The organism is Pseudomonas sp. Pseusp9 (assembly GCF_059491265.1).
Genome location: NZ_CP168500.1, coordinates 1,082,362 through 1,102,749 on the forward strand (window position 1 = coordinate 1,082,362; position 20,388 = coordinate 1,102,749).

13 protein-coding genes are annotated in these 20,388 nt (G+C 59.6%); 8 read left to right on the forward strand and 5 right to left on the reverse strand.

Annotated features, from left to right (window positions below):
* The first annotated feature begins 14 nt into the window (after positions 1–14).
* The 3 genes from ACEN8E_RS04795 to ACEN8E_RS04805 are packed head-to-tail and all read left to right on the forward strand — an operon-like array spanning position 15 to position 2,645.
* Positions 15–1,292, forward strand: coding sequence for a hypothetical protein (locus tag ACEN8E_RS04795; RefSeq protein WP_495591641.1), 1,278 nt, complete (start codon positions 15–17; stop codon positions 1,290–1,292).
* A gap of 59 nt (positions 1,293–1,351) precedes the next feature.
* Positions 1,352–2,095 (forward strand): molecular chaperone, encoded by a 744-nt coding sequence (locus ACEN8E_RS04800; protein WP_495591642.1) that lies wholly within the window; start codon positions 1,352–1,354, stop codon positions 2,093–2,095.
* 46 nt (positions 2,096–2,141) lie between these two features.
* Positions 2,142–2,645: a CS1 type fimbrial major subunit gene (locus ACEN8E_RS04805; protein WP_495591643.1), complete on the forward strand. Its 504-nt coding sequence runs from the start codon at positions 2,142–2,144 to the stop codon at positions 2,643–2,645.
* A gap of 186 nt (positions 2,646–2,831) precedes the next feature.
* Here the strand turns inward: ACEN8E_RS04805 and ACEN8E_RS04810 are convergent, their stop codons facing one another.
* Both ACEN8E_RS04810 and ACEN8E_RS04815 read right to left on the reverse strand, forming a co-directional pair.
* A complete protein-coding gene (locus ACEN8E_RS04810; protein ID WP_495591644.1) occupies positions 2,832–7,532 on the reverse strand; it encodes an NEL-type E3 ubiquitin ligase domain-containing protein in 4,701 nt (1,566 codons plus the stop codon).
* A 154-nt stretch (positions 7,533–7,686) separates the two neighbouring features.
* Complete coding sequence (locus ACEN8E_RS04815; RefSeq protein WP_495591645.1) at positions 7,687–10,800, reverse strand: transglycosylase domain-containing protein; 3,114 nt, start codon at positions 10,798–10,800, stop codon at positions 7,687–7,689.
* Between the two features lie 369 nt (positions 10,801–11,169).
* On the opposite strand from ACEN8E_RS04815, the gene ACEN8E_RS04820 reads away from it, so the two are divergent.
* Complete coding sequence (locus ACEN8E_RS04820) at positions 11,170–12,588, forward strand: amino acid permease (protein WP_495591646.1); 1,419 nt, start codon at positions 11,170–11,172, stop codon at positions 12,586–12,588.
* A 221-nt stretch (positions 12,589–12,809) separates the two neighbouring features.
* Here the strand turns inward: ACEN8E_RS04820 and ACEN8E_RS04825 are convergent, their stop codons facing one another.
* Complete coding sequence (locus tag ACEN8E_RS04825; protein ID WP_495591647.1) at positions 12,810–13,934, reverse strand: OpgC family protein; 1,125 nt, start codon at positions 13,932–13,934, stop codon at positions 12,810–12,812.
* A gap of 244 nt (positions 13,935–14,178) precedes the next feature.
* Here ACEN8E_RS04825 and ACEN8E_RS04830 point away from each other — a divergent pair, with 244 nt between their 5' ends.
* Genes ACEN8E_RS04830 through ACEN8E_RS04840 form a run of 3 tightly spaced genes read left to right on the forward strand, consistent with a single transcriptional unit; the run spans position 14,179 to position 16,764 of the window.
* Complete coding sequence (locus ACEN8E_RS04830) at positions 14,179–14,316, forward strand: hypothetical protein (RefSeq protein ID WP_495591648.1); 138 nt, start codon at positions 14,179–14,181, stop codon at positions 14,314–14,316.
* Complete coding sequence (locus tag ACEN8E_RS04835) at positions 14,313–15,254, forward strand: glycosyltransferase family 2 protein (protein WP_495591649.1); 942 nt, start codon at positions 14,313–14,315, stop codon at positions 15,252–15,254. Before ACEN8E_RS04830 ends, ACEN8E_RS04835 begins: the two co-directional genes overlap by 4 nt.
* Position 15,255: 1 nt before the next feature.
* Positions 15,256–16,764, forward strand: coding sequence for a glucosyltransferase domain-containing protein (locus ACEN8E_RS04840; protein ID WP_495591650.1), 1,509 nt, complete (start codon positions 15,256–15,258; stop codon positions 16,762–16,764).
* A 24-nt stretch (positions 16,765–16,788) separates the two neighbouring features.
* On the opposite strand, the gene ACEN8E_RS04845 is transcribed toward ACEN8E_RS04840, so the two are convergent.
* Positions 16,789–18,408 carry an FMN-binding glutamate synthase family protein gene (locus ACEN8E_RS04845; protein WP_495591651.1) on the reverse strand — a complete coding sequence of 540 codons (1,620 nt, stop codon included), beginning with the start codon at positions 18,406–18,408 and terminating at the stop codon, positions 16,789–16,791.
* Between the two features lie 164 nt (positions 18,409–18,572).
* The gene (locus tag ACEN8E_RS04850) at positions 18,573–19,373 is read right to left on the reverse strand and encodes a helix-turn-helix transcriptional regulator (protein ID WP_495591652.1); all 801 of its coding nucleotides are present in this window, start codon (positions 19,371–19,373) and stop codon (positions 18,573–18,575) included.
* A gap of 124 nt (positions 19,374–19,497) precedes the next feature.
* On the opposite strand from ACEN8E_RS04850, the gene ACEN8E_RS04855 reads away from it, so the two are divergent.
* Positions 19,498–20,319: a carbon-nitrogen hydrolase family protein gene (locus tag ACEN8E_RS04855; protein WP_495591653.1), complete on the forward strand. Its 822-nt coding sequence runs from the start codon at positions 19,498–19,500 to the stop codon at positions 20,317–20,319.
* Positions 20,320–20,388 lie beyond the last annotated feature (69 nt).

The following is a 20,388-nucleotide window of genomic DNA, read 5'->3' on the forward strand; positions in this document are numbered from 1 at the left end:
CGACACGGAGTGCAATGATGAAACACAGACGATTTTTTTCAGGATGGCTGCGCACGGGTCAATGGCTGGGTTTGCTGGCCATATTCGCGGCGCCTTCGGCCGGGGCTGTGACACAGGAAATCAGGGCGGTGTTCACCCCCGACCCGTCCAATCCACAACGCAACAAGTTCGTTAACAAGACGCCGAACAGTGGCTACTGCGCTATGTACCCCGATCAATGCGAGTCGAACAATATGTTCAGTATCCGGGTGCCGATCAGCTTCGATTCGATACGCGCCATGGAAGCCAACGCGTTAGATCGCAATAGCGCGATGTTCGGGGTTCCTGCGGCGCAGTGGCGGGGATTGACCGTGACCAATGCCGCGACCGGAGAGTCGGAAAGGGTCGAAGTGCGTCTTGCCGGTATCGGTTCCCGATATCGGCTCAGTCATACGGCTGCAGATCTGACCGGCGCTTCAAGTGCAATTGAAGGGCACCGCCTTCTGTGGGGGGGAGGGCCGTTCGCTACTTGGGTATATGCTCCACCGCCTTGCCTGTACAGTGGAGTCGGGTTTTACGGAGACATCGACTACGGTTTTTTCTGGAAGACACCCGTTCAGGGGACTTGCGTTAAAACCCCCGGGTTCCGAATTCCGGCAATGACCTACGAGTATCTGGATTTCGCCTACGAACTTCGAACCCCCAACCCCTTGAACATGTCGTCCGGGCGCTATACGGGCATGTTCAATTACACCATCGGTCCGGGCAGCGATATTGATATGGGCGATGTCATGATTCCGAACGACACCTACCTCGGACTGCACTTTGTTCTGGACGTGCAGCACACCCTCAAAGTCGACATCCCGCCCGGAGGCGAAAAAGTCAAGTTGGTCCCGGCCGGCGGCTGGCAAAGCTGGCTACAGGCGGGACGCAGGCCTGTGCGGTTGTTTCGTGACCAGACTTTCAATATCTCCGCTTCGTCGCGTTTCAAGATGCTGGTGGATTGTGACATCAGCATCGTTTCCCATGAGTGTCTGATCCAGGACCAGGGTTCCACACGTGCAGTGAAGGTGCTGGTCAGCGTCAGTCTGCCCAATGGTTTGATGGACATGTCGGGTCAACCGGTCCAGCGCCGTCAGATCAACCCCGGCCCGAACAATGCGCAACAGTTCCGGCCGGGATTTTATGTCGACAGGGCGCCCGGGGTTCTGCACTTCGAAGTTCCATCCGACCAGATGGAGTTCATGTTGCGACCTGGTGCGGCGAGTGTCTACTCCGGGAATATCACGGTGATCTGGGACTCGGAAGTCTGATGGGCGGCCCCTCGAAGGTAGGTGTCCGCGTTGTGTTCAATGGCATGAGGTTCAAGGGTATGAGGCGTTTGTGGTTAGTGTTGGGTTTGAGCGGGTTTTCCTTAGGCATTCAGGCCGGCCCGCAAATCAATGTGGGCACGGTGTACGACTACCTGGATGGCGACAAGAGCACCTACCTCAAGCGCGTGTTCAACAGCGGCGACAGCACCGCGTTCGTCAAGGTCAACATTCTGGAAATTCTTTACGACGCCGACGGTACTTCACGTGAAGTGCCGGTCAAGACCCAGGCCGATGCCAGCGGCCGCGATGGCCTGATGGCCAGCCCGGCGCGGTTGATCGTGCCGGCCAACGGCATGCAGGGCACCCGCTTGCTGCACATGGGCAGCCGCGACACCGAGCGTTATTTCCGTGTGCGCTTCGTGCCGGTGGTACCGGAAAAGGAAGACGAGTTCGCCGTGTCGGCAGAGGAGCGCGACGAATACAAAAAGAACCTGTCGGCGGGGGTCAACGTCATGACCGGCTTCGGCACGGTGTTTTTTGTCCGGCCGAGCAATGCACGCTTCGACAGCGTGATCGACGACAGCCCCGAGCGTTATCGCCTGCGCAACAACGGCAACACCGTGGTGGTGATCGACGAGTTCCGCAACTGTTCGCGCAAGAACGAGAACGAGTGCGAACCGACCACCAAGCACCATGTGCTGGCAGGCAAGACCTTCGAGTTCGAGAAGAAACCCGGACGCGAATACCGCTTCAATCTGGTCGAAGGCGACAGCAAGAAATCCCTGCGCATCGCCGGCCAATAAGAGCGCCTTGCAAGCGGTCCCGTTTTTGACGCAATAGGTAATCGATATGAACAAGCAACTGGCTTCCGCCCTGTATACGGGTGCCCTGATGCTGAGCAGCGCGTCGACGTTTGCGGCGCGGGAAGAACACACCTTCGAGGTGTCGGTGGATGTGCCGACCCTGGGATTTTACGTGATCCCTGCCGAGACGGGCTGGATTCATCGGGAGCAGACACTGCCATGGAATATCAACACCTCGACATTGGGCGGATTGCGCAAGCAGTTCGACGTCAGGCATGACACCAGCGCCATCGAAGCCAGGCTGGAGAGCGAACCTTATCTGTCCAATGGCCGTGACGAGCAGAACATCTATTTGCGTGTCAGTTTCAACGGTCAGGAGCTGAGCCATGATCCACAGCCAAGGCAAGTGGTGTCGGCGGATCAGGCCATGACCGGCGGCCGTTTTCCGCTGGATATCCAGCCCAAAGTGCCAGCCGGTGGCTACAAGCCAGGTAGCTACTACGGGAGTGTCCTGCTGGTTTTCAGCGCCGCTGCGCCATCCGGAGTCTGAGGGTTAAAACGATCGATGAATCGTTCATCAGCAACACCAGCACCCACAAGACATGGTCTTGCCGTTTCCGCCCCGGTATGGCGGGTCGCTATAGCAGGGATATCACGGTGATCCGGGACTCGGAAGTCTGACGGCGCAAGCGGCCGTCAGACTGTCCAGAAGCAAAGCGACACTACCCCGATGCCCTTAACCGGCGGCTTTAGCCAAGGCCGCTCGGGTCAAGTCCCTTGCCAGTTGTTTTTCAGCCTCACCCAGTTCAATCAGCCAGCGATCGAACAGCGCATCACTGATTGGCTCATCGACCAGCACCTCTGCCTGCGGTAGCGATAGGTCATCGATCAGCGTATCGAGCCGATTTCTTAGTTCGGCGCGCTGAACGTCGCTCAGACTGGAGCGATCGACCCATTCGCGCTGGGCGCTGCGCAGCGTTTCCAGTTGCTCGATCTTCGCCAGAAAACGCCGTTTGTTCGTTTCCATCCGCACCGGATAACGTTCATTCAGGTAGTTTTCCCAAAAGTCCTGTTCGAGCATTTTGTTCACCAGACCGTCCCCGGCTTCAAGCTCCAGAACCGTGTCGTAGGCCTGATCGATCATTGCGTCGGTGACGCCGGATACCGGCCTGAACAGCATGCCATCCGATTGCCAAGGCAACTCCAGACGCTGCGCCAGACCGGTGTGGTAGGCCAGATAGACCTCGACCTCGTCAGGGTTGCCGCCGCGGCCGGCGATATCGGCCCGGGCGATATCGTTGACCTGACCCAAGCGCGCTGCGCCTTTGGCCAGGGTCACCAGTTTCTGTTCCAGTTCAGCAGCATCGGTGGAGTACGAATAGGCTTCGGAGGCGAGCACCTTGATGCCCATGTTGTTGAACAGTTGCGCCCCGGCGTCGGCGCAATCCACTGGCGCGATGGCCATGGTGAACAGTTCCTCGCGCAGGCGCGAATCGATCTGTACCGCATCGAGCATGCGCCAAACCCGCTGCAGGAGTTGATCCCGCGCCGGACCGCCAGCCCGATAGTCGGCCGAGTGCTGGGTGTCGGTCAGCACTTCCATGAACCGCTGGGCTTGCGGTTCGTCGATCAGGTCTGACCAGAGATTGGCGCGTTCAACGCCCCAGCCGGGTACATCGTTCCAGTGATCGATACTGTTGCTCGAGACGATCGCCGGGTCGACCTGGCTGTTCGGGGGGACGACAGGCTCCGGGGGCAGTGCCACGGAGCGGCGGACTTCCTCATAAAGTACCCGGTTGACATCCGACAGGTTGGCGACATTCAGACGGCTGCGGGCCACGACCCAGGCATCCGCGGAGCCGGGCACAACTTCGGGAATCAGGGTGATCGGGTTCTCTCGCAAGTCCAGCACGAAGCCGCGGGGTCTGCGTCGGATTGAAAGACTACTTGACAAAAACGTGCCTTCCGGCCAGGTCGAAAGGCCGGTGCCCTTCAATCCCAGGACTTTCAGGTGGACCATGCGCCCGATGTCCGGGCTCATGCCAAGCGGGTTGCCATCGAGCCTGAGGATTTCCAGGCCAGTCAGGTTCCTCAGGCGATTGACCGCGGGCGTGTCCAGCACGATCTTGTTGTCGGACAATCGCAGGCGCTCCAGCCTTGGCATGGTCTCCAGCTTTTTGGGCAGTATCTTCAACTCGCAACCTTTGGCGCTGAGCTCGCGAAGGTTGGGAAAGTCTTTCAGAATTCCGTTCAGCTCAATGGAGAAGCGCGTGTTGTCGAGTTTCAGCACCGTGACTTTATCGAGGTATTTTTTCAGCCCGGGGCGTTTTGACCACCAGGTTTCCAGGTCCAGCGGCGAAAGCTCTCTGGAGAGATCGAGCGAGTAGCTGGCCGGGTCGGTGCGGCTGCCGAGGTCGGTGTTTTTGCGCCGGAAACAATCGAGAAGACGTTCGGCGATGTGTTGTCCACCCTCATCACGAAAGCTGAAAGCTCCGGGGCCCCAAGACTTGGGTTGCCGATCTTCCCAAAGACTGAGGATCGCCACCAGTTCGTCGAAGTTGTCTTCTTCCTGCTTTATGACCAGTAGCGGGTCGCCTTGCTCGATCAGGGTGTCGGCGTACATATCAACCTCACGTTCGCTGAAATGCGGGTAGAGGTCGCGTATGCGCTCATGCACGGTTTTTGCGTCTTTGCTCAAGCCACCGCCACGTACCAGCAGCAGGGTCTCGCGTTCGATAACGGGCCGCAGGGGCGGTTTGGCGAGGACTGTGCGGCGCTCGGTGGGAGCAGCAGACCTGGCGATGACCCATTGTCTGAAAAGCTCGCCATTGCCGGGCTCGTAGCCCACTGCGTTGCGCCCGTTTTTTTCAGTGGCACGGAGAAGGGCTTCAAAAAAGCCATCGGCTTCATGGATTGGCTGATTCGAACCATCGCGCACTGTGTATGTTCCTGCGTCGTCGCGAATCAACACCCGCACCCGTGCTGCACTCTCGGCCCCGATGTTGCAACGAAGCTCACCATCGAACGTTCCCTGGCGGATTTCAATGCGCAAGTCGCTAAAGGTATTGCTGTAGCGTTGCAGCGTTGTCAGTGCCAGGCGTTCGGTATCGATGTTGCTCAATGAGTCCTGGTACAGGCCTTGGGCTGCACGCACCGTTTGCGTCTCGAATTGCAGCTCTCGCGCCCGGCTTTTCAATCGTAGTGGCAGGCGATTGTTTTGCGCGATCCGCTGGCGCTCCGACACGGTGGCGCTGGCGAGGATTTTCTGTGCGATGTCTTCGGGCAGGTCCGGGTAGTCACTGAACAGCAGGTCAATGTCAGGGGACCTGACCGGGGAGGAGCTGTCTGCCGAGACGATGCGTTGCAGAGTATCGGCAAGCAACGGCGGTGGCGGCGCGTTGTCAACGTGCATCCTGCGCAATTCGGCCTCGTCAGTACCACTGACTTGGCGAATCCGTTCAAGTTGTTCGTCGCTGAAACCGTCGGTGCTGTGCCCGAGACGCCGCATCAGCGTCGAGCCTTCCCACTCCCGCGGGTTTTCCGTTTCGCTGACCCAGGCGCCTTCGCCGTTGTGTCGCAGGGTGGGGGCATAGGCATCGGCGCGTTGCGGATGCTGGATGCGGTATTGCCCGGTGGCCGGGTCTTGCCGCACTTCGAAATGTTGATCGTCCACGCGCAAAAGGGATCGGTCTTGATGCTGGTAAATACCCAATCCATCTGGCTTCGCGTCCGTTGGTAAAACGATGTTCGGCTGCTGATAAGGTTCCAGGTCGGGGTACCACAAACGTGTCTGCCCATTGGCCAGCTGAACCGGTTTCAGCCCTTCGAAAAACGGCGAGAGCTTCGCCTGAACGACATTGCCCAGTGCTGCTCCTCCCGCGAACGCAACGAGTTGCGCGGCACTTTCCAGTATGCCGATGGTCTGCTCCGCTGCCTCGACCAAGCGGCCTTCGGCCAGGTCGACTACCCCCTCGACCACCTCGTCGGTCAGTTGGTATGCGGTGTACGCCAGCATAAGTTCACCCAACCCGGGGGCGAAGGGGGTCACCACCATCAACGCGACATTGAAGATGTCCGAGAGCATTTTCTCCAGGTTGTCCCACCAGGCCCAACGAGCCATACGGTCGGCGTACTCGGTGGAAATCGCGATTTCCCGGGCATCGTTGAAAATTCTGTTCAGGTTGTTTTGATAAAGATGCTCCCACGGATTGCCGGTGTAGCGGATCTGGCGGTCTTCGTCGAACCGGATGATGGCAAACTGCAGGTCGGGGTTATCCACAGGGGTGTCGCGCCAACTTGGCAGGTTGGAGCCCGGTGGGGCCGGTTGCCATTTCACCCGGCTCAAGCGCTCATTCAGCCGGGCAAAGAAGTGTCCGCGTTGTTGATGAGCGACAAAACGGCTGAAGTACTGCTGATAGCTGGCATCGGACTGTGTGCCGCGCAGTTGGCGAGTCAGTTCCGCCATGAACTCCAGCGACGACGGATACTCCTTGAGTGGATGCTCTGGATCATGCGGCACATAGGCAATCAGCGGCGCAGGTGTGCTGCCGGAGAGCGTCTGACGGGTAATCAGCACGATACCGATGAGCGCCGTGTCCATCATTGCCAAGTTATAAAAGCCGACAGATTGGCCATGCCAATGCATATTCGTGCGGCCTTCAAGGAGGCCCTGGATGACGTCATACCCTTGTTGGCTGATGTCGTTTTTCATCAGTGCCATATGCGCCGCGACTTCGAGTGCACGCTTGTGGTTGTGGATGATTTTGTAGCGCAATACGTTGCTGGCCACCGGGTTCGTGGACAGCAGGAATTCGCGCAGATGGTTTTCGTATTTGGCGCCGATGTTCAGTTCGCGACACAGTGCCTTGAACTGGTCAATGCTGATTTTGTGTTTGAGGTGTTTGATCAGGAAGTGGCCGCGCGAATTGGGCCGGGTGATGAATTCGGAGTCCGCGGTAAATGTTTCGCCGCTGGAAAAGTTGTGCAGCGCCGCATCGAGCAGGGAAACGGTCCGGCTCGTCGTGCCTGGTGCAAAGTCATGCACCCACCAGGCGCTTTTCACTGGTGCATACAGTCGCAACCAGGTTTCCTCGACGTCGTCTTCTACGCCAAAACGGTCCTTCAACCCCTGTTGCAGCAAGGGTTTGGCAAAGGCGTAGACGTCTTGCAGATGGCTCAACACGCGATCCACGTCGTTCTGCGCGTTCCAGGCCCGCTGCATTTGCTCTTTCAGGTTGTGGTGGGCCGTGGCTGAAGCATTCCTGTGCCAGTCGGGAAGCGTCAGCCTGACGGTTTTCAGTGATCCGATACAAGGCGCTGACGCCTTCAACAACCAGGCCGGGATGGCCTTTTCGACGAACTCATAGTGGATACTTTTATCGGCTGAGGCGGAAGGCGCCTGTTCTGACCGATGGGGTGTCAGGGGAAGATTGGGCATTGTCTGATCGTCCGTTGATCAAAAGTGGAGCGACCAGACTAGGTAAGAACCTTGCCCAAAAAAAGCTCAAATATACGTTTGAATCGGTGCCGGTTTTCGACGCGAATCTCCCAAAATTCGAGCGTAAAAAACACATAGATACCGCCCCCCTTACTTAACGGTCAGCCGTCGCCTCGGTTGGTTGGCACATCGTGTGGGTGCCGGGTTGCAGGTAAGGAGTCAAAATCGGTGCCATGCCCTTGAGCACCTGCACGGGCAGTGCCGAGGTGAACGTGAAGTTCTCGGCCGAACGGCCCGGCACGAACGCGGTCAATGTGCCGAAATGGTGGTCACCGATGTAGAACACGAAGGTCGCCGTGCGGTTGAGCGATTTGGAACTGAGAATCCGCCCTCCGGAACCGATGGCCTCGATACGGTTGTCCCCGGTACCGGTCTTGCCGCCCATGGCCAGCGGAGTGCCGTCCGGCAGTTTGAAACTGCCGGCCACGCGTTTGGCCGTACCGGCATCCACCACTTGTGAAAGGGCTTCGCGCATGGCCGTGGCGACCTCGGATGGCATCACCCGTTTGCCGACGTCCGGGTCATTGATCAGTTGGGTTTCATAGGGCGTGTTCGCGGCGAAATGCAGGCTGTCGATGCGCAGGGTCGGCATGCGCACGCCGTCGTTGAGGATAGTGCCGATCAATTCGGCCAGCGCTGCGGGGCGGTCGCCGGAGCTGCCAATGGCGGTCGCCAGCGACGGCACCAGGTGGTCGAACGGGTAGCCGACTTTCTGCCAGCGCTGGTGAATGTCGAGGAACGCCTCGATCTCCAGCATGGTACGGATACGACTGTCGCGAGCACCCTTGTGCCTGCTTTTGAACAGCCAGCTGTAGACCTCCTGGCGTTCGAACTGGCTGGCTTTGACGATCTCCCCCCACTTCGCGTCGGGGTGATTGAGCAAATAGCCCATCAGCCATAGGTCCAGCGGGTGAACCTTGGCGATGAAACCCTGGTCCGGCAGGTCGTAGGTGCCGGGACCGTAGGCCTCGTAGAGCCGCACGAGGCGATCGTCAGTGAGTTTTTCCGTGAGTTTGGCACCGGTGAGGTGCGAGCGCACGAAGGCGTTGAAGCTTTCCTGGCTGGCCTGTGGCAGCAGATAGCGGTGCACGGCGGCCATGCGGATCGGGGTCGGGCGCATGCTGTCGAGGAAGGTTTCGAGCCGCTCCTGGGTGTCCTTGTTCTTGTATTTCTTCCAGAACTTGAGCAGGAACGAAGTGCCTTCGCGGTCGGCAAACTCAGCCAGGTATTCCTGGCGCCGCGGGTCACGGTCGTCCTTGAGCAGTTCGGCACTGCTGTTCGGGCCGGAGTAGGTGGTGTAGCGCACCAGGTCACGCATCAGGCGAATGAACGGCAGGTTGATCGACTCGCGCAACGCGTCGCGCAAGGTCGGTATCCGGCCGTTGTCTTCCTTGCGGAAGTTGTGGAACACATGCAGGCCGCCCCCGGTGAAAAACGCCTCGCCGGGGCTGGCGGAGTATTTGCGGTCCAGTGCCGCGCCGAGCATTTTTGACAGGTCGCGGTCCTTGTTCTCGATCAGGTAATCGACCGCCCAGCGGCTCAGGCGGTCCTGATCCGGCACATCGACTTTCTTCAATTCGGGAACGGCCATGCCGGCGTATTTGTCGTGCAGCTCGGAGATGATTTGCAGGTAGGTGGTCAGCACGCGCATTTTTGCAGTGGAACCCAGTTCCAGTTTGCTGCCTTCGTTGATGTCGAATGGCTGGTCGGTACTGTCGGTCTGCACCCGAACGCGCGAGCCGTCCGGGGTCAGCTCGAACAGGGTGAAGCTGTAGCGTACCTGGGTGGTACTGGTGGTGGTCAGAAGACGTTCGCCGATCAGGCCGAGCTGCGTGGCAAACGCAGGGTCGGCCAGTTTTTTCAGGTACTCGGTGGCCTCGGTTTGCAACTCGCCTTGCAGGGTGCTGGTGGCGGACAGGTCGAGGCGGTCGAGGTCATACAGCGGGCGATTGAGCATGCTGGCCAGACGGCTGCGCGCCACACTGATGCCCTTGTTGGTTTCAATCGGTTGAATGGTCGGCTGGGTGGCCCAGTCGCGGTAGGTCACCTTGCTGGCCAGGGCGGCGGCGGCGAACTGAGCGTCGATCACATTGTTTTGCGCCAGCAGACGAATATGACTGTCGGTGAGGTCGGCCAGTTCATCATGACCCTTGGTCAGGTAATGCGACGGGCGGCGTTGAGCAATCATCAACGACAGCATCTCGCGCAGGGCCAGGCCTTTTGCCGCCATGGTTTTCGGATCCGTGGCAGTGCTGGTCAGGGCTTCGTTGGCCTGCTTGAAGTCGGAGCCATACCACACGCGCAAGCCCTCAGCCATGCCATGCACTTCGCCGTGCCCCGGTACGGCTGATAACGGTACGCTGTTGAGGTAGTCGCGAACCACGTTCTGCCGGGCTTCGAGGGTTTGTGGCCCGGTCTGATAGGCGCGTACGGTGGCGGAAATCATCTGGCGGATTTTTTCCGCGCCATTGACCGTCAAACCATCCGGGGAATGCCGGTACTTCTCCAATTGCGTGGCCAAGGTACTGCCACCGGCAGACTGGCCGGGCACGTGCAACATCTTGGCCACCTGGGACCATGCCGCCATGCCGAACCGCGGCCAGTCCACCGCCGGGTTGGCCAGCGGTTGGCCGGGGTCGAGCAGGAAGCGGTTCTCGATGAACAGCAGGCTGTTGACCACGACGGGCGGGATCGAGGCAAAGGTTGAATAAAGCTGCTGTGGATAGTTGTACTGGTAGAGCGGCGCTGCGCGGCAATCGGTGATCGACAGCCCGGCCTGGATTTTCTCGGCATAAGGCACGAACAGGCCCTTGTCGCTGTACTTCAACAGCGCCGGAGAAAAGCGGGTTTGCGCCTCAACGACGAAATCGCGCTTGATCAGGCGTGGCAGGAATTCATCCAGAGAGCTGTAGCCCAGGCGCCGATCGAACGGACCATCGCCGGGATAGCGAATCGCATCGCTGGGGCCGGGTTTGAGCTCATAGTTCAGGGTCGCAGCGTATTTGCTGACTTCCCGGGCCTGGAACTTCGAGGTACGCATTTCCCTCGCAGCCGCGAGCCCCACGACAATCGCGATGATCAACAGCAATAGCCAGAACGCTCCCCATCCGTGCCTGGAACGACGGGGTTTTTCAGGTATAGGCGCTTCATCCTCACGTTCAGTCGGAACCACGGTTTTACTCGAATCGGTTTGCCACAAAGCGCCCATAGTCGATTGATCCATTCACGCAGATTGATCGGACTTGACTCAAGCTTAGACGGTGGTTGGCAAGGGTGAAAAAAATGTGAACAAACAAGTGTCGGGTTCTTGTCCATGCCCGTGGCCCCTCGCCACGGTAAACGGTCAGCTGAAATGCCTGATTTAGACATGTCGGGTGGGTAAATACGGCTTTGGCAGGGGCATGACGATGCACCATTGTTGTGCAATACTCGGCGCCGTTTTTCCCACTGATTTTGCGGGTTTTTCCTACAAAACGGGTCTGCCCACGAAGCAGGCCCGGTTCGGGAAGTGATGGCTTACCGGTCAGCGCTTTGCCACTCGGTGGTCATATCCAATAACAAGACGAGGATGTCCCCCATGCCTGTAGGCAATCACCTGCCCCACGGCGAAACCGCGCAGGGCGGTCCGCTCAAACGTGAACTCGGCGAGCGGCATATTCGCCTGATGGCGCTCGGTGCCTGTATCGGCGTCGGCCTGTTTCTGGGTTCGGCCAAGGCCATTGAGATGGCCGGTCCGGCCATCATGCTGTCTTACATCATCGGCGGTCTGGCGATCCTGGTGATCATGCGCGCCCTCGGCGAGATGGCCGTGCACAACCCGGTTGCTGGCTCGTTCAGCCGTTACGCTCAAGACTACCTCGGCCCGTTGGCGGGCTTCCTGACCGGCTGGAACTACTGGTTCCTGTGGCTGGTGACCTGTGTCGCGGAAATCACTGCCGTCGCGGTGTACATGGGGGTCTGGTTCCCCGACGTGCCGCGCTGGATCTGGGCACTGGCAGCGTTGATCAGCATGGGCTCGATCAACCTGATCGCGGTCAAGGCCTTTGGCGAATTCGAGTTCTGGTTCGCCCTGATCAAGATCGTCACCATCATTGCCATGGTGCTCGGCGGTATCGGCATCATCGCCTTCGGCTTTGGTAACGACGGCGTTGCCCTGGGCATTTCCAATCTGTGGACCCACGGCGGTTTCATGCCCAACGGCGTGCAAGGCGTGCTGATGTCCCTGCAAATGGTGATGTTCGCCTACCTGGGCGTGGAGATGATCGGCCTGACCGCCGGTGAAGCGAAGAACCCGCAGAAGACCATTCCCGATGCCATTGGCTCGGTGTTCTGGCGGATTCTGCTGTTCTACGTCGGTGCATTGTTCGTGATCCTGTCGATCTACCCGTGGAACGAAATCGGCACCCAGGGCAGTCCGTTCGTGATGACTTTCGAGCGCCTGGGCATCAAGACTGCCGCCGGCATCATCAACTTCGTGGTGATCACCGCTGCGTTGTCCTCCTGCAACGGCGGCATCTTCAGCACCGGGCGCATGCTCTACAGCCTGGCGCAGAACGGCCAGGCTCCGGCCGGCTTTGCCAAGACCTCGAACGGTGTGCCGCGTCGCGCCTTGCTGCTGTCGATCGGTGCCTTGCTGCTGGGCGTGCTGCTCAACTACCTGGTGCCTGAGAAAGTGTTTGTCTGGGTGACGGCGATTGCCACCTTCGGCGCGATCTGGACTTGGGTGATGATCCTGCTGGCCCAGCTCAAATTCCGCAAAGGCCTGAGCGCCAGCGAACGAGCGGGCTTGAAATACCGTATGTGGCTGTACCCGGTCAGCTCGTACCTGGCACTGGCGTTCCTGGTGCTGGTGGTCGGCCTGATGGCGTACTTCCCGGACACCCGTGTAGCGCTGTATGTGGGGCCAGCGTTCCTGGTGCTGCTGACGGTGTTGTTCTACGTGTTCAAGCTGCAACCGACGAATGTCGAGCAAGGTGCGGTGCGTTCGGTTTCGTAAACTTGTAGGAGCGAGCTTGCTCGCGATGGTCGTTAACGATTACGCGTGTTTCCTGGCTGAACGCGGGGCCCTTGAGTCCATCGCGAGCGGGCTCGCTCCTACAAAAAACGCCGACCCGTTGTAGGAGCGAGCTTGCTCGCGATGGTCGTTAACGATTACGGGTGTTTCCTGGCTGAACGCGGCGCTCTTGCGTCCATCGCGAGCAAGCTCGCTCCTACATATCAGGCGTGCGCAGTTTGCACTGGTCGACTCAAGCGCTTGTTGAACTCCAGCCACGCCCCGAGCAACGCCATCAACCCCGCCCCCACCAGCGCGGTAAAGACCTGCATGGCGAACGCGTCATCGGTCAAGGCGTTGACCATGTCCGCCAATGGCGCAAGCAGCACGCCCAGGCAGAAAATTTCCAGCGAGAAACGGCCCATGCGGCAACTTTGCTGCGCGAACCAGTTTTTTGTCCATCGGCTGTCGGGTATCAGTTTCGCCGTGACGTAGGCCAGTGCAAGGAAATGCAACAGGCGCACGGGGGACAGGTTGGTCTTGCTGATGGGGTACAAGACGTTTTGCAGGCTTGCCGGCACCACGGCATCGTGCAAGTCCGGCCAACGCCACAGAAGGGTCAACACACCGGCGACCACGACATACAGCGCCGCACTCACAAACAACGGCTGGCGCAGCAATGGACGGGTTTCGGGCAGGCGCCGGCGCTGGCCGTGAATCGCAGCGGCACCGCCGAGCACGAACAGCAACTGCCAGGCGACAGGATTGAAATACCACACGCCGTCCTTGATGGCCGCCAGGTTCCAGCCAGCCAGTGGCACCATCAAGTACAGCGCCAGGGACATAGTGACCACCACCCAGGCCTTGCGCACCAGCATCGGCAGCACCAGCGGCAAGCCTGCCAACAGCACGATGTACAGCGGCAACGGGTCCATCAGGTTCGGCTTGAAGCGCAACAGCAGTTCATCGATCAGGGCCTGCTGGGGGTTGCTGATGAAATGATGCATGCCCATTTCCTCCACCAGATCCCGTGTTTCCACATGGCTGTTGGCGAAAAACACGATGCCCATCAGCATCGCCAGCAGGAAGATATGCACCACATAGAGCACCCATGCGCGACGCAGGATTTTCACGCAGGCGATCAGGAAACCGTCTCTGGCCAGGACTTTGCCGTAGGCCAGCACGGCCGCGAAACCTGCCAGAAACACGAATACCTCGGCCGCATCGCTGAAACCGAAGTTACGCAGGGTGATTTGCCCCAAAGGGTTGTGGGGCACGTGATCCCAAAAGATGAAGATCAGTGCCAGACCACGAAAAAAGTCGATCCGGTGATCGCGCGCTAACGTCATGACAGCGGGCCTGTAACAGCGAGTGAAAATGAGATTGGCCGCGGGTGCAAAGGCAGCGCGCCCAACCGGCGGCGCGCAGGGTGGACTGATTCGCGGGCAAATGCAAAGTCGGGATATTACCGGATGTCTCGGGTGTTGCCTCAAGGCCAAACCGTTGGTCTGAAAGGTCCGTCGACATGCGATTTCTGACAGTAGACAGGCTGAAATATCAATGAGTGCAACGTTAAAAAGGCGGGAGCCTCACATGAGACTGCTGTGGAAGGGGCTGTCCAGTGCAACGGTCGCGGAGTACCTGCTGTTTCTTCCAGGCATGGGCGCATTGAGCCTGGTGTTCGGTTTCCTTTATTCCAGATACGTGGTGTTTCGCGAGCGTGATCAATGAAAATCTCGCTCATTGTCCCGGTGTTCAACGAAGAACAGTCGATCAACCTGTTTTACCAGGCCGTGCGCCGCGAGCTGCTACTGGGGGACACCGAAGTCGAAATCGTATTCATCAACGACGGCAGCTCCGACCGCACGGTCGAGCAAGCTACGGCACTGGCGCAAGCCGATGATCAGGTCATGCTGATCAATTTCTCGCGTAACTTCGGCAAGGAACCGGCACTGTTTGCTGGCCTGGAGCATGCCAGCGGCGATGCCGTGATTCCCATGGATGTCGACCTGCAGGATCCGATCAGCGTTATCCCGCTACTGGTCGAGAAATGGCAAAAGGGCGCCGATGTGGTACTCGCCAAGCGCCGCAATCGGGACGTCGACGGCTACCTCAGGCGTCACAGCGCGTCGATTTTCTACCACGTACTCAATCGCATCGCCTACACCCGCATCGAGGAAAATGTCGGCGACTTCCGACTGATGGATCGCAAGGTGGTCGACGTGATCCGTTCCCTGCCCGAGCACCAGTTGTTCATGAAAGGCGTGTTGTCGTGGGCCGGGTTCAACACTGCGGTGGTGGAGTTCGAGCGGGCCGGGCGGGTGGCGGGCAGCAGCAAGTTCAATGGCTGGAAGCTGTGGAACCTGGCACTGGAAGGCGTGACCTCGTTCAGCACCGTGCCGCTGCGTTTGTGGACTTACGTCGGCGGCGGCATTTCGATTTTCGCGGTGCTGTACGCGGTGTACATGGTGCTGGACAAGATTTTCTTCGGCAACAGCGTCCCCGGCTATCCGTCGCTGATGACCGCCATCCTGTTTCTTGGCGGCGTGCAATTGATCGGCATCGGCATCCTCGGCGAGTACATCGGTCGCATCTACATCGAGGCCAAGCACCGGCCGCGCTACGTGATCAAGGACATCGTCGGCGGTAGAGTCCGGGGCGAGCGCTAGCATGGGCCGGTTCAGTGACTTCTTTATTCGCGAGCTCAGTTGGCATCAGGTCTGGCGGTTTTTTCTGTTCGCGACCTTCTTGTATGTCCTGCCGTTGATCCTCGCGGATTTTCCCTACATCGATGACAACTGGCGTTCGCTGGCGGCGGGCACGGCCTGGTCCGGGCAGGGGCGACTGTTCACCCAACTGTTCTACAACGCGCTGACCTTCAGCCATGCCGCGCCGAACATCTTTCCCTTGCCCTTGTTGATCGCCACGCTGGCCATGGCGTCGGCGCTGACCAGCCTGACGTTCCATTACTTCCGCCAGCCCGGCGTTGCTTGCTGCCTGGTGCTGTTACCACTCTGGTACACCCCGTTCTTCCTGCAAAACCTGTCTTATCAATATGACGGTCCCGCCACGGCCCTGAGTCTGGTGGCGGTGATCTACGCGATCACCTTTCGCCACCCTTGGCGCGGTGTGCAATGGCTGGTGCCGTCGTTCCTGATTGCCTTGGCGCTGGGGCTGTATCAAATCAGCCTGAATGTATTCCTGGGTCTGTGTTGCCTGGAGTTGCTCAGGGCCGCCAACGATAAAACGGCCCCGGTGCCCTGGCGCGACCTGCTGGGCTGGAAAGCCGCCCAGCTCATCCTCGGCGGGTTGATCTACAGCGTCAGTGCTTATCCGTTCATGGACTCCAATCGCACATCGCTGCTCAGTTGGACGGCCCATCCTTTGATGCAGATCCAGGTCAACATTGCCCGGGTCCTGGATAAAGTCGTGCTGCTGTTCCACGGCGGATGGCTTTGGCTGTCCGGCGGGTTGTTATTGTTTGCGATTGCCGGGGCGGTGCGTTTGGGACTGAACCTGGCGGCGCGCCAGGACGGCGTACCGGAGAAACTGTTGATCGGCCTGGTGTGTTTGCTGACATTGCCGGTGGTGACACTGCTGGTATCCGGTGTCACGTTGTTTTTCCGCGACTTCAACGAGGGCGCCCGTACCTTGATGGGCTTCGCCGTGTTGTTGGTGTTGCTGTTCTATCTGAGTCATCTGGCGCTGGCGTCGATCCATGAGCGACTGCCACTGTTGTTGATCATTCCGCTGCTGGCGATGTTGTCGCTGTCGTTCGCCTATGGCCGGGTGCTGACGATGCAGAAAACTTTCGCGTCCATGGCGTTGACCAGTCTTGAGTACGACATCGCCAGTCGTCAGGCGCTACGCGAGGCAAAACGTATTTACCTGTCGGTGACTTACTCCGACTACTGGTTAACGGCGGCAGCTGGCTCGTTCAAGCAGATGCCGGTGCTGCATTACCTGCTCAATACCGACTTTTACATGCTGGCCGAGAATCTGCCGAAAGCAGGCATCACCAACGTGGTGGCGGAACAGGAGCGGCGCAATGCGACGCGGGTTGGCTATCTGGGCTATCCGGCGTTGGTCGAAAGCCGGTTCTACCGGATCTACCTGATCGGCGATTACGGTTTTATCGTGATGAAGGAACCGGCCCCGACCAAAACGCTGCGCTGGTGATGCGTTTTGGTCGGGGCGGCGAGGTCATGCTGCCGCTATGTCATGGGGCTCGAAACTGTCGGCCCGGGCCATCTGCCACATCCGCGAATAGAACTCGCCGTTCACTTCACCGGTCAGCAACTCGCCGGGTTTGAGGAACACGTGCAACTGCGAGAACAGCTTGATCTCGGTTGCCGACATGCGCCGCACCAGGTGCTTGGCCGACAGTTGCGACGGATGTTCAAGACCGGCAGCGGCAAGCATTTCCGCCAGGGCCTTGAGGGTGTTGCGGTGGAAGTTGAATACCCGTTGGGCCTTGTCCGGCACTACCAGCGCACGCTGGCGCAGGGTGTCCTGGGTGGCGACGCCGGTCGGACATTTGTTGGTGTGGCAGCTCTGCGACTGGATGCAGCCGATGGCGAACATGAAGCCACGGGCCGAGTTGGCCCAGTCGGCGCCGATGGCCAACACGCTGGCGATGTCGAAGGCGCTGACAATCTTGCCGCTGGCGCCGAGCTTGATCTTGTCCCGCAGGTTCAAGCCCACCAGGGTGTTATGGACGAACAGCAGGCCCTCGCGCATCGGCACGCCGATGTGGTCGGTGAACTCTACAGGCGCCGCGCCAGTGCCGCCTTCCTTCCCGTCGACGACGATGAAGTCTGGCAGGATGCCCGTCTCCAGCATGGCCTTGGCGATGCCCATGAACTCCCACGGATGGCCAAGACAGAACTTGAAGCCCACCGGTTTGCCACCCGACAACTCACGCAGTTGGGCGATGAAATGCATCATTTCGATCGGCGTGGAAAACGCCGAGTGGCGCGACGGTGATACGCAGTCCTCGCCCATGAGAATGCCGCGGGTCTCAGCGATTTCCCGGGTGACCTTGTGCTTGGGCAGGATGCCACCATGGCCGGGTTTGGCGCCCTGGCTCATCTTGATTTCGATCATCCGCACCTGCGGCGTTTGCGCCTGCGCCGCGAAGCGTTCCGGGTCGAAGCGACCGTCGCTGGTGCGGCAGCCAAAGTAACCGCTACCCAGTTCCCAGGTCAGGTCGCCGCCGTGCTCGCGGTGATAGGGGCTGATGCTGCCTTCACCGGTGTCATGGGCGAAATTGCCGAGTTTGGCGCCCTGGTTCAACGCGCGGATCGCATTGGCGCTGAGGGAGCCGAAGCTCATGGCCGAGATGTTGAACACCGACGCCGAATACGGCTGGGTGCACTGCGGACCGCCAACGGTGACCCGGAAACTGCTCGGGTCGCTCAACGGCGCCGGGCGCATGGAGTGGCCGATGAATTCGAAGCCCGACTGATACACGTCAATCAGAGTGCCGAACGGCTTGTCGGCGGTTTCGTTCTTGGCCCGGGAATAGACCAGCGAGCGCTGGGCCCGGGAGAAGGGCAGGGCGTCGCTGTCGGATTCGAGCAGGTACTGGCGGATTTCCGGGCGGATGCCTTCGACCAGATAACGGATATTGCCGAGGATCGGGTAATTACGCCGCACGGCATGCGGACTTTGCAACAGATCGAACAGGCCGATCAGACTGAGGACGGTGGTGGTGGCAGTGATCGGCCAGAGCCAGTCGTAGTCAAGAAAGGGCAGGCTGGCGAGGGTGAAGATCACGCAGACGGCAAAGAAGGCGTAGCGGCTCAGGAGTGACAGGCTCATACGGTTTCCTTGGGTTCGGATTCAATGAGTTTGGCGATGCACAAATCAATGTGGGAGCGAGCCTGCTCGCGAATGCGGTATTTCATTCAGCGTTGATATCGACTGAACCGCCGCCTTCGCGAGCAGGCTCGCTCCCACAGAAAAGCGAAAGCACTTCACGGCAATCAGGCATTTTGTGCCTGGAGAAAAATCGAAAACAGCTCGGACTGGGATTTGATCCCCAGCTTGCTGTACATGTGTTTCTTATGGACTTTCACGGTTTCGACGGAGATTTCCAGCTTACGGGCGATTTCCTTGCTGGAGCAACCGCTGAGCATCAAGCGTCCGACATCCAGCTCCCGGGCAGTCAGTTGCGCGCCTTTGAGCTGTTGCACCGAAGCCTCCAGTTGCACCCGCCAGTCGGCTTGCGGCGGCGTGGGGGCCAGGGCCACGACTTCATTGATTTCATAGGGCAGGCGTTGGCGCAACAGTCCGAGCACCCACGGCTGGATCAGCGACAGCAAGGCGATCTGCTGGCTGCTGAAGCGCTGCGTGCTGCCCAGTGACAGGCACAGCGTGCGGTCGCCTTCGAGTTGGCAATTGAACTGGATTTCATCGGCCACCACATTCAGACGAAAGTAGCGCTGGTAATACTCGGTCAGCTCAAAATGTTCCGGGGCCACTTCCGACAGACGATACAGCCCGGTGCGCGATTGCTCGCGGCAGGCGATGTAGAACGGGTCGAGCAGGTACAGGCCGCGCAGGTAATCCTGGAACAACTGGTCGGGGCTGCCATCTTCGCCCGGGCACTCGGCGAACACCTGCGGGCGCTGGTCGGCACTGAAAAGCAGGGCCACCCAACTGTCGAAAGTCACGTACTGATCCAGCAAGCGCACAAGCTGGGTCCAGAAATTGGGCTTGTCCAGGGCGTCGATCAGTTGCCCCACCGAACGGTGCCAGGCGATGTCGTCCAACGAGAGCGTCATGCATCTACCCCTATCGTGTTACCCCGGCGGCGTGATTCCCCGCCCGGTTGCTTGCTGCGCATACTGGCGCACAGAAACCGACCGGGCAATCTTTCTGCCGCCCGGCCCATGACAAGGAATACCCATGAAGGTCGAACTCGCCCAATTGGCCGGCCGTGACAATGACACGGCCTACAACCTCGAACGCACCCTGGCGGCCATTGCCGCATGCGGCGCCGACACGCAGCTGATCCTGTTCCCTGAAGGCCACTTGATGGGCTTCCCTTCGGCCGAGTCCGTGGCCGAGGTGGCCGAGCCGCTGGATGGGCCCTCCGTCAGCGCAGTGATCGTCGCCGCCCGTCAGCAGAATGTCGCCGTGGCCATCGGCATGGCCGAAAACGACAACGGCCGCTTCTACAACACCACGCTGCTGATCACCCCCGAAGGCATCGCCCTGAAATACCGCAAGACCCACCTGTGGGCCTCGGATCGCGGCGTCTACGAGGCGGGCGATCGCTACGCCACCTGCCTGTGGAACGGCGTGCGCGTGGGCCTGCTGATTTGCTACGACATCGAGTTCCCCGAAAGCGCCCGTGCCCTGGCGCAACTGGGCGCCGAGTTGCTGATCGTCACCAACGGCAACATGGACCCCTACGGCCCGACCCACCGCACCGCAATCATGGCCCGCGCCCAGGAAAACCAGGCGTTTGCGCTGATGGTCAACCGGGTGGAAGAGGGCGACGGTGGTTTGTTGTTTGCTGGCGGCAGCGCGCTGGTCGATCCGTTGGGGACCTTGTTGTTCGAAGCCGGACGCGAGGAAGGGCAGTTTGCGGTTGAGCTGGACCTGACCCAGTTGACGGCGGCGCGCCAGGATTATCGTTATCTGGATGATCAGCGGCTGAAGTTGCCGGGGGAACTCGTCGAGCATGCTTGTGGATTGCGTGAGCTGCTGATTCCTGTGCGCTGATCCGGATTCTGTGTTGACCGGACTGACGCCTTCGCGAGCAGGCTCGCTCCCACAGGTCATACGCGGTCA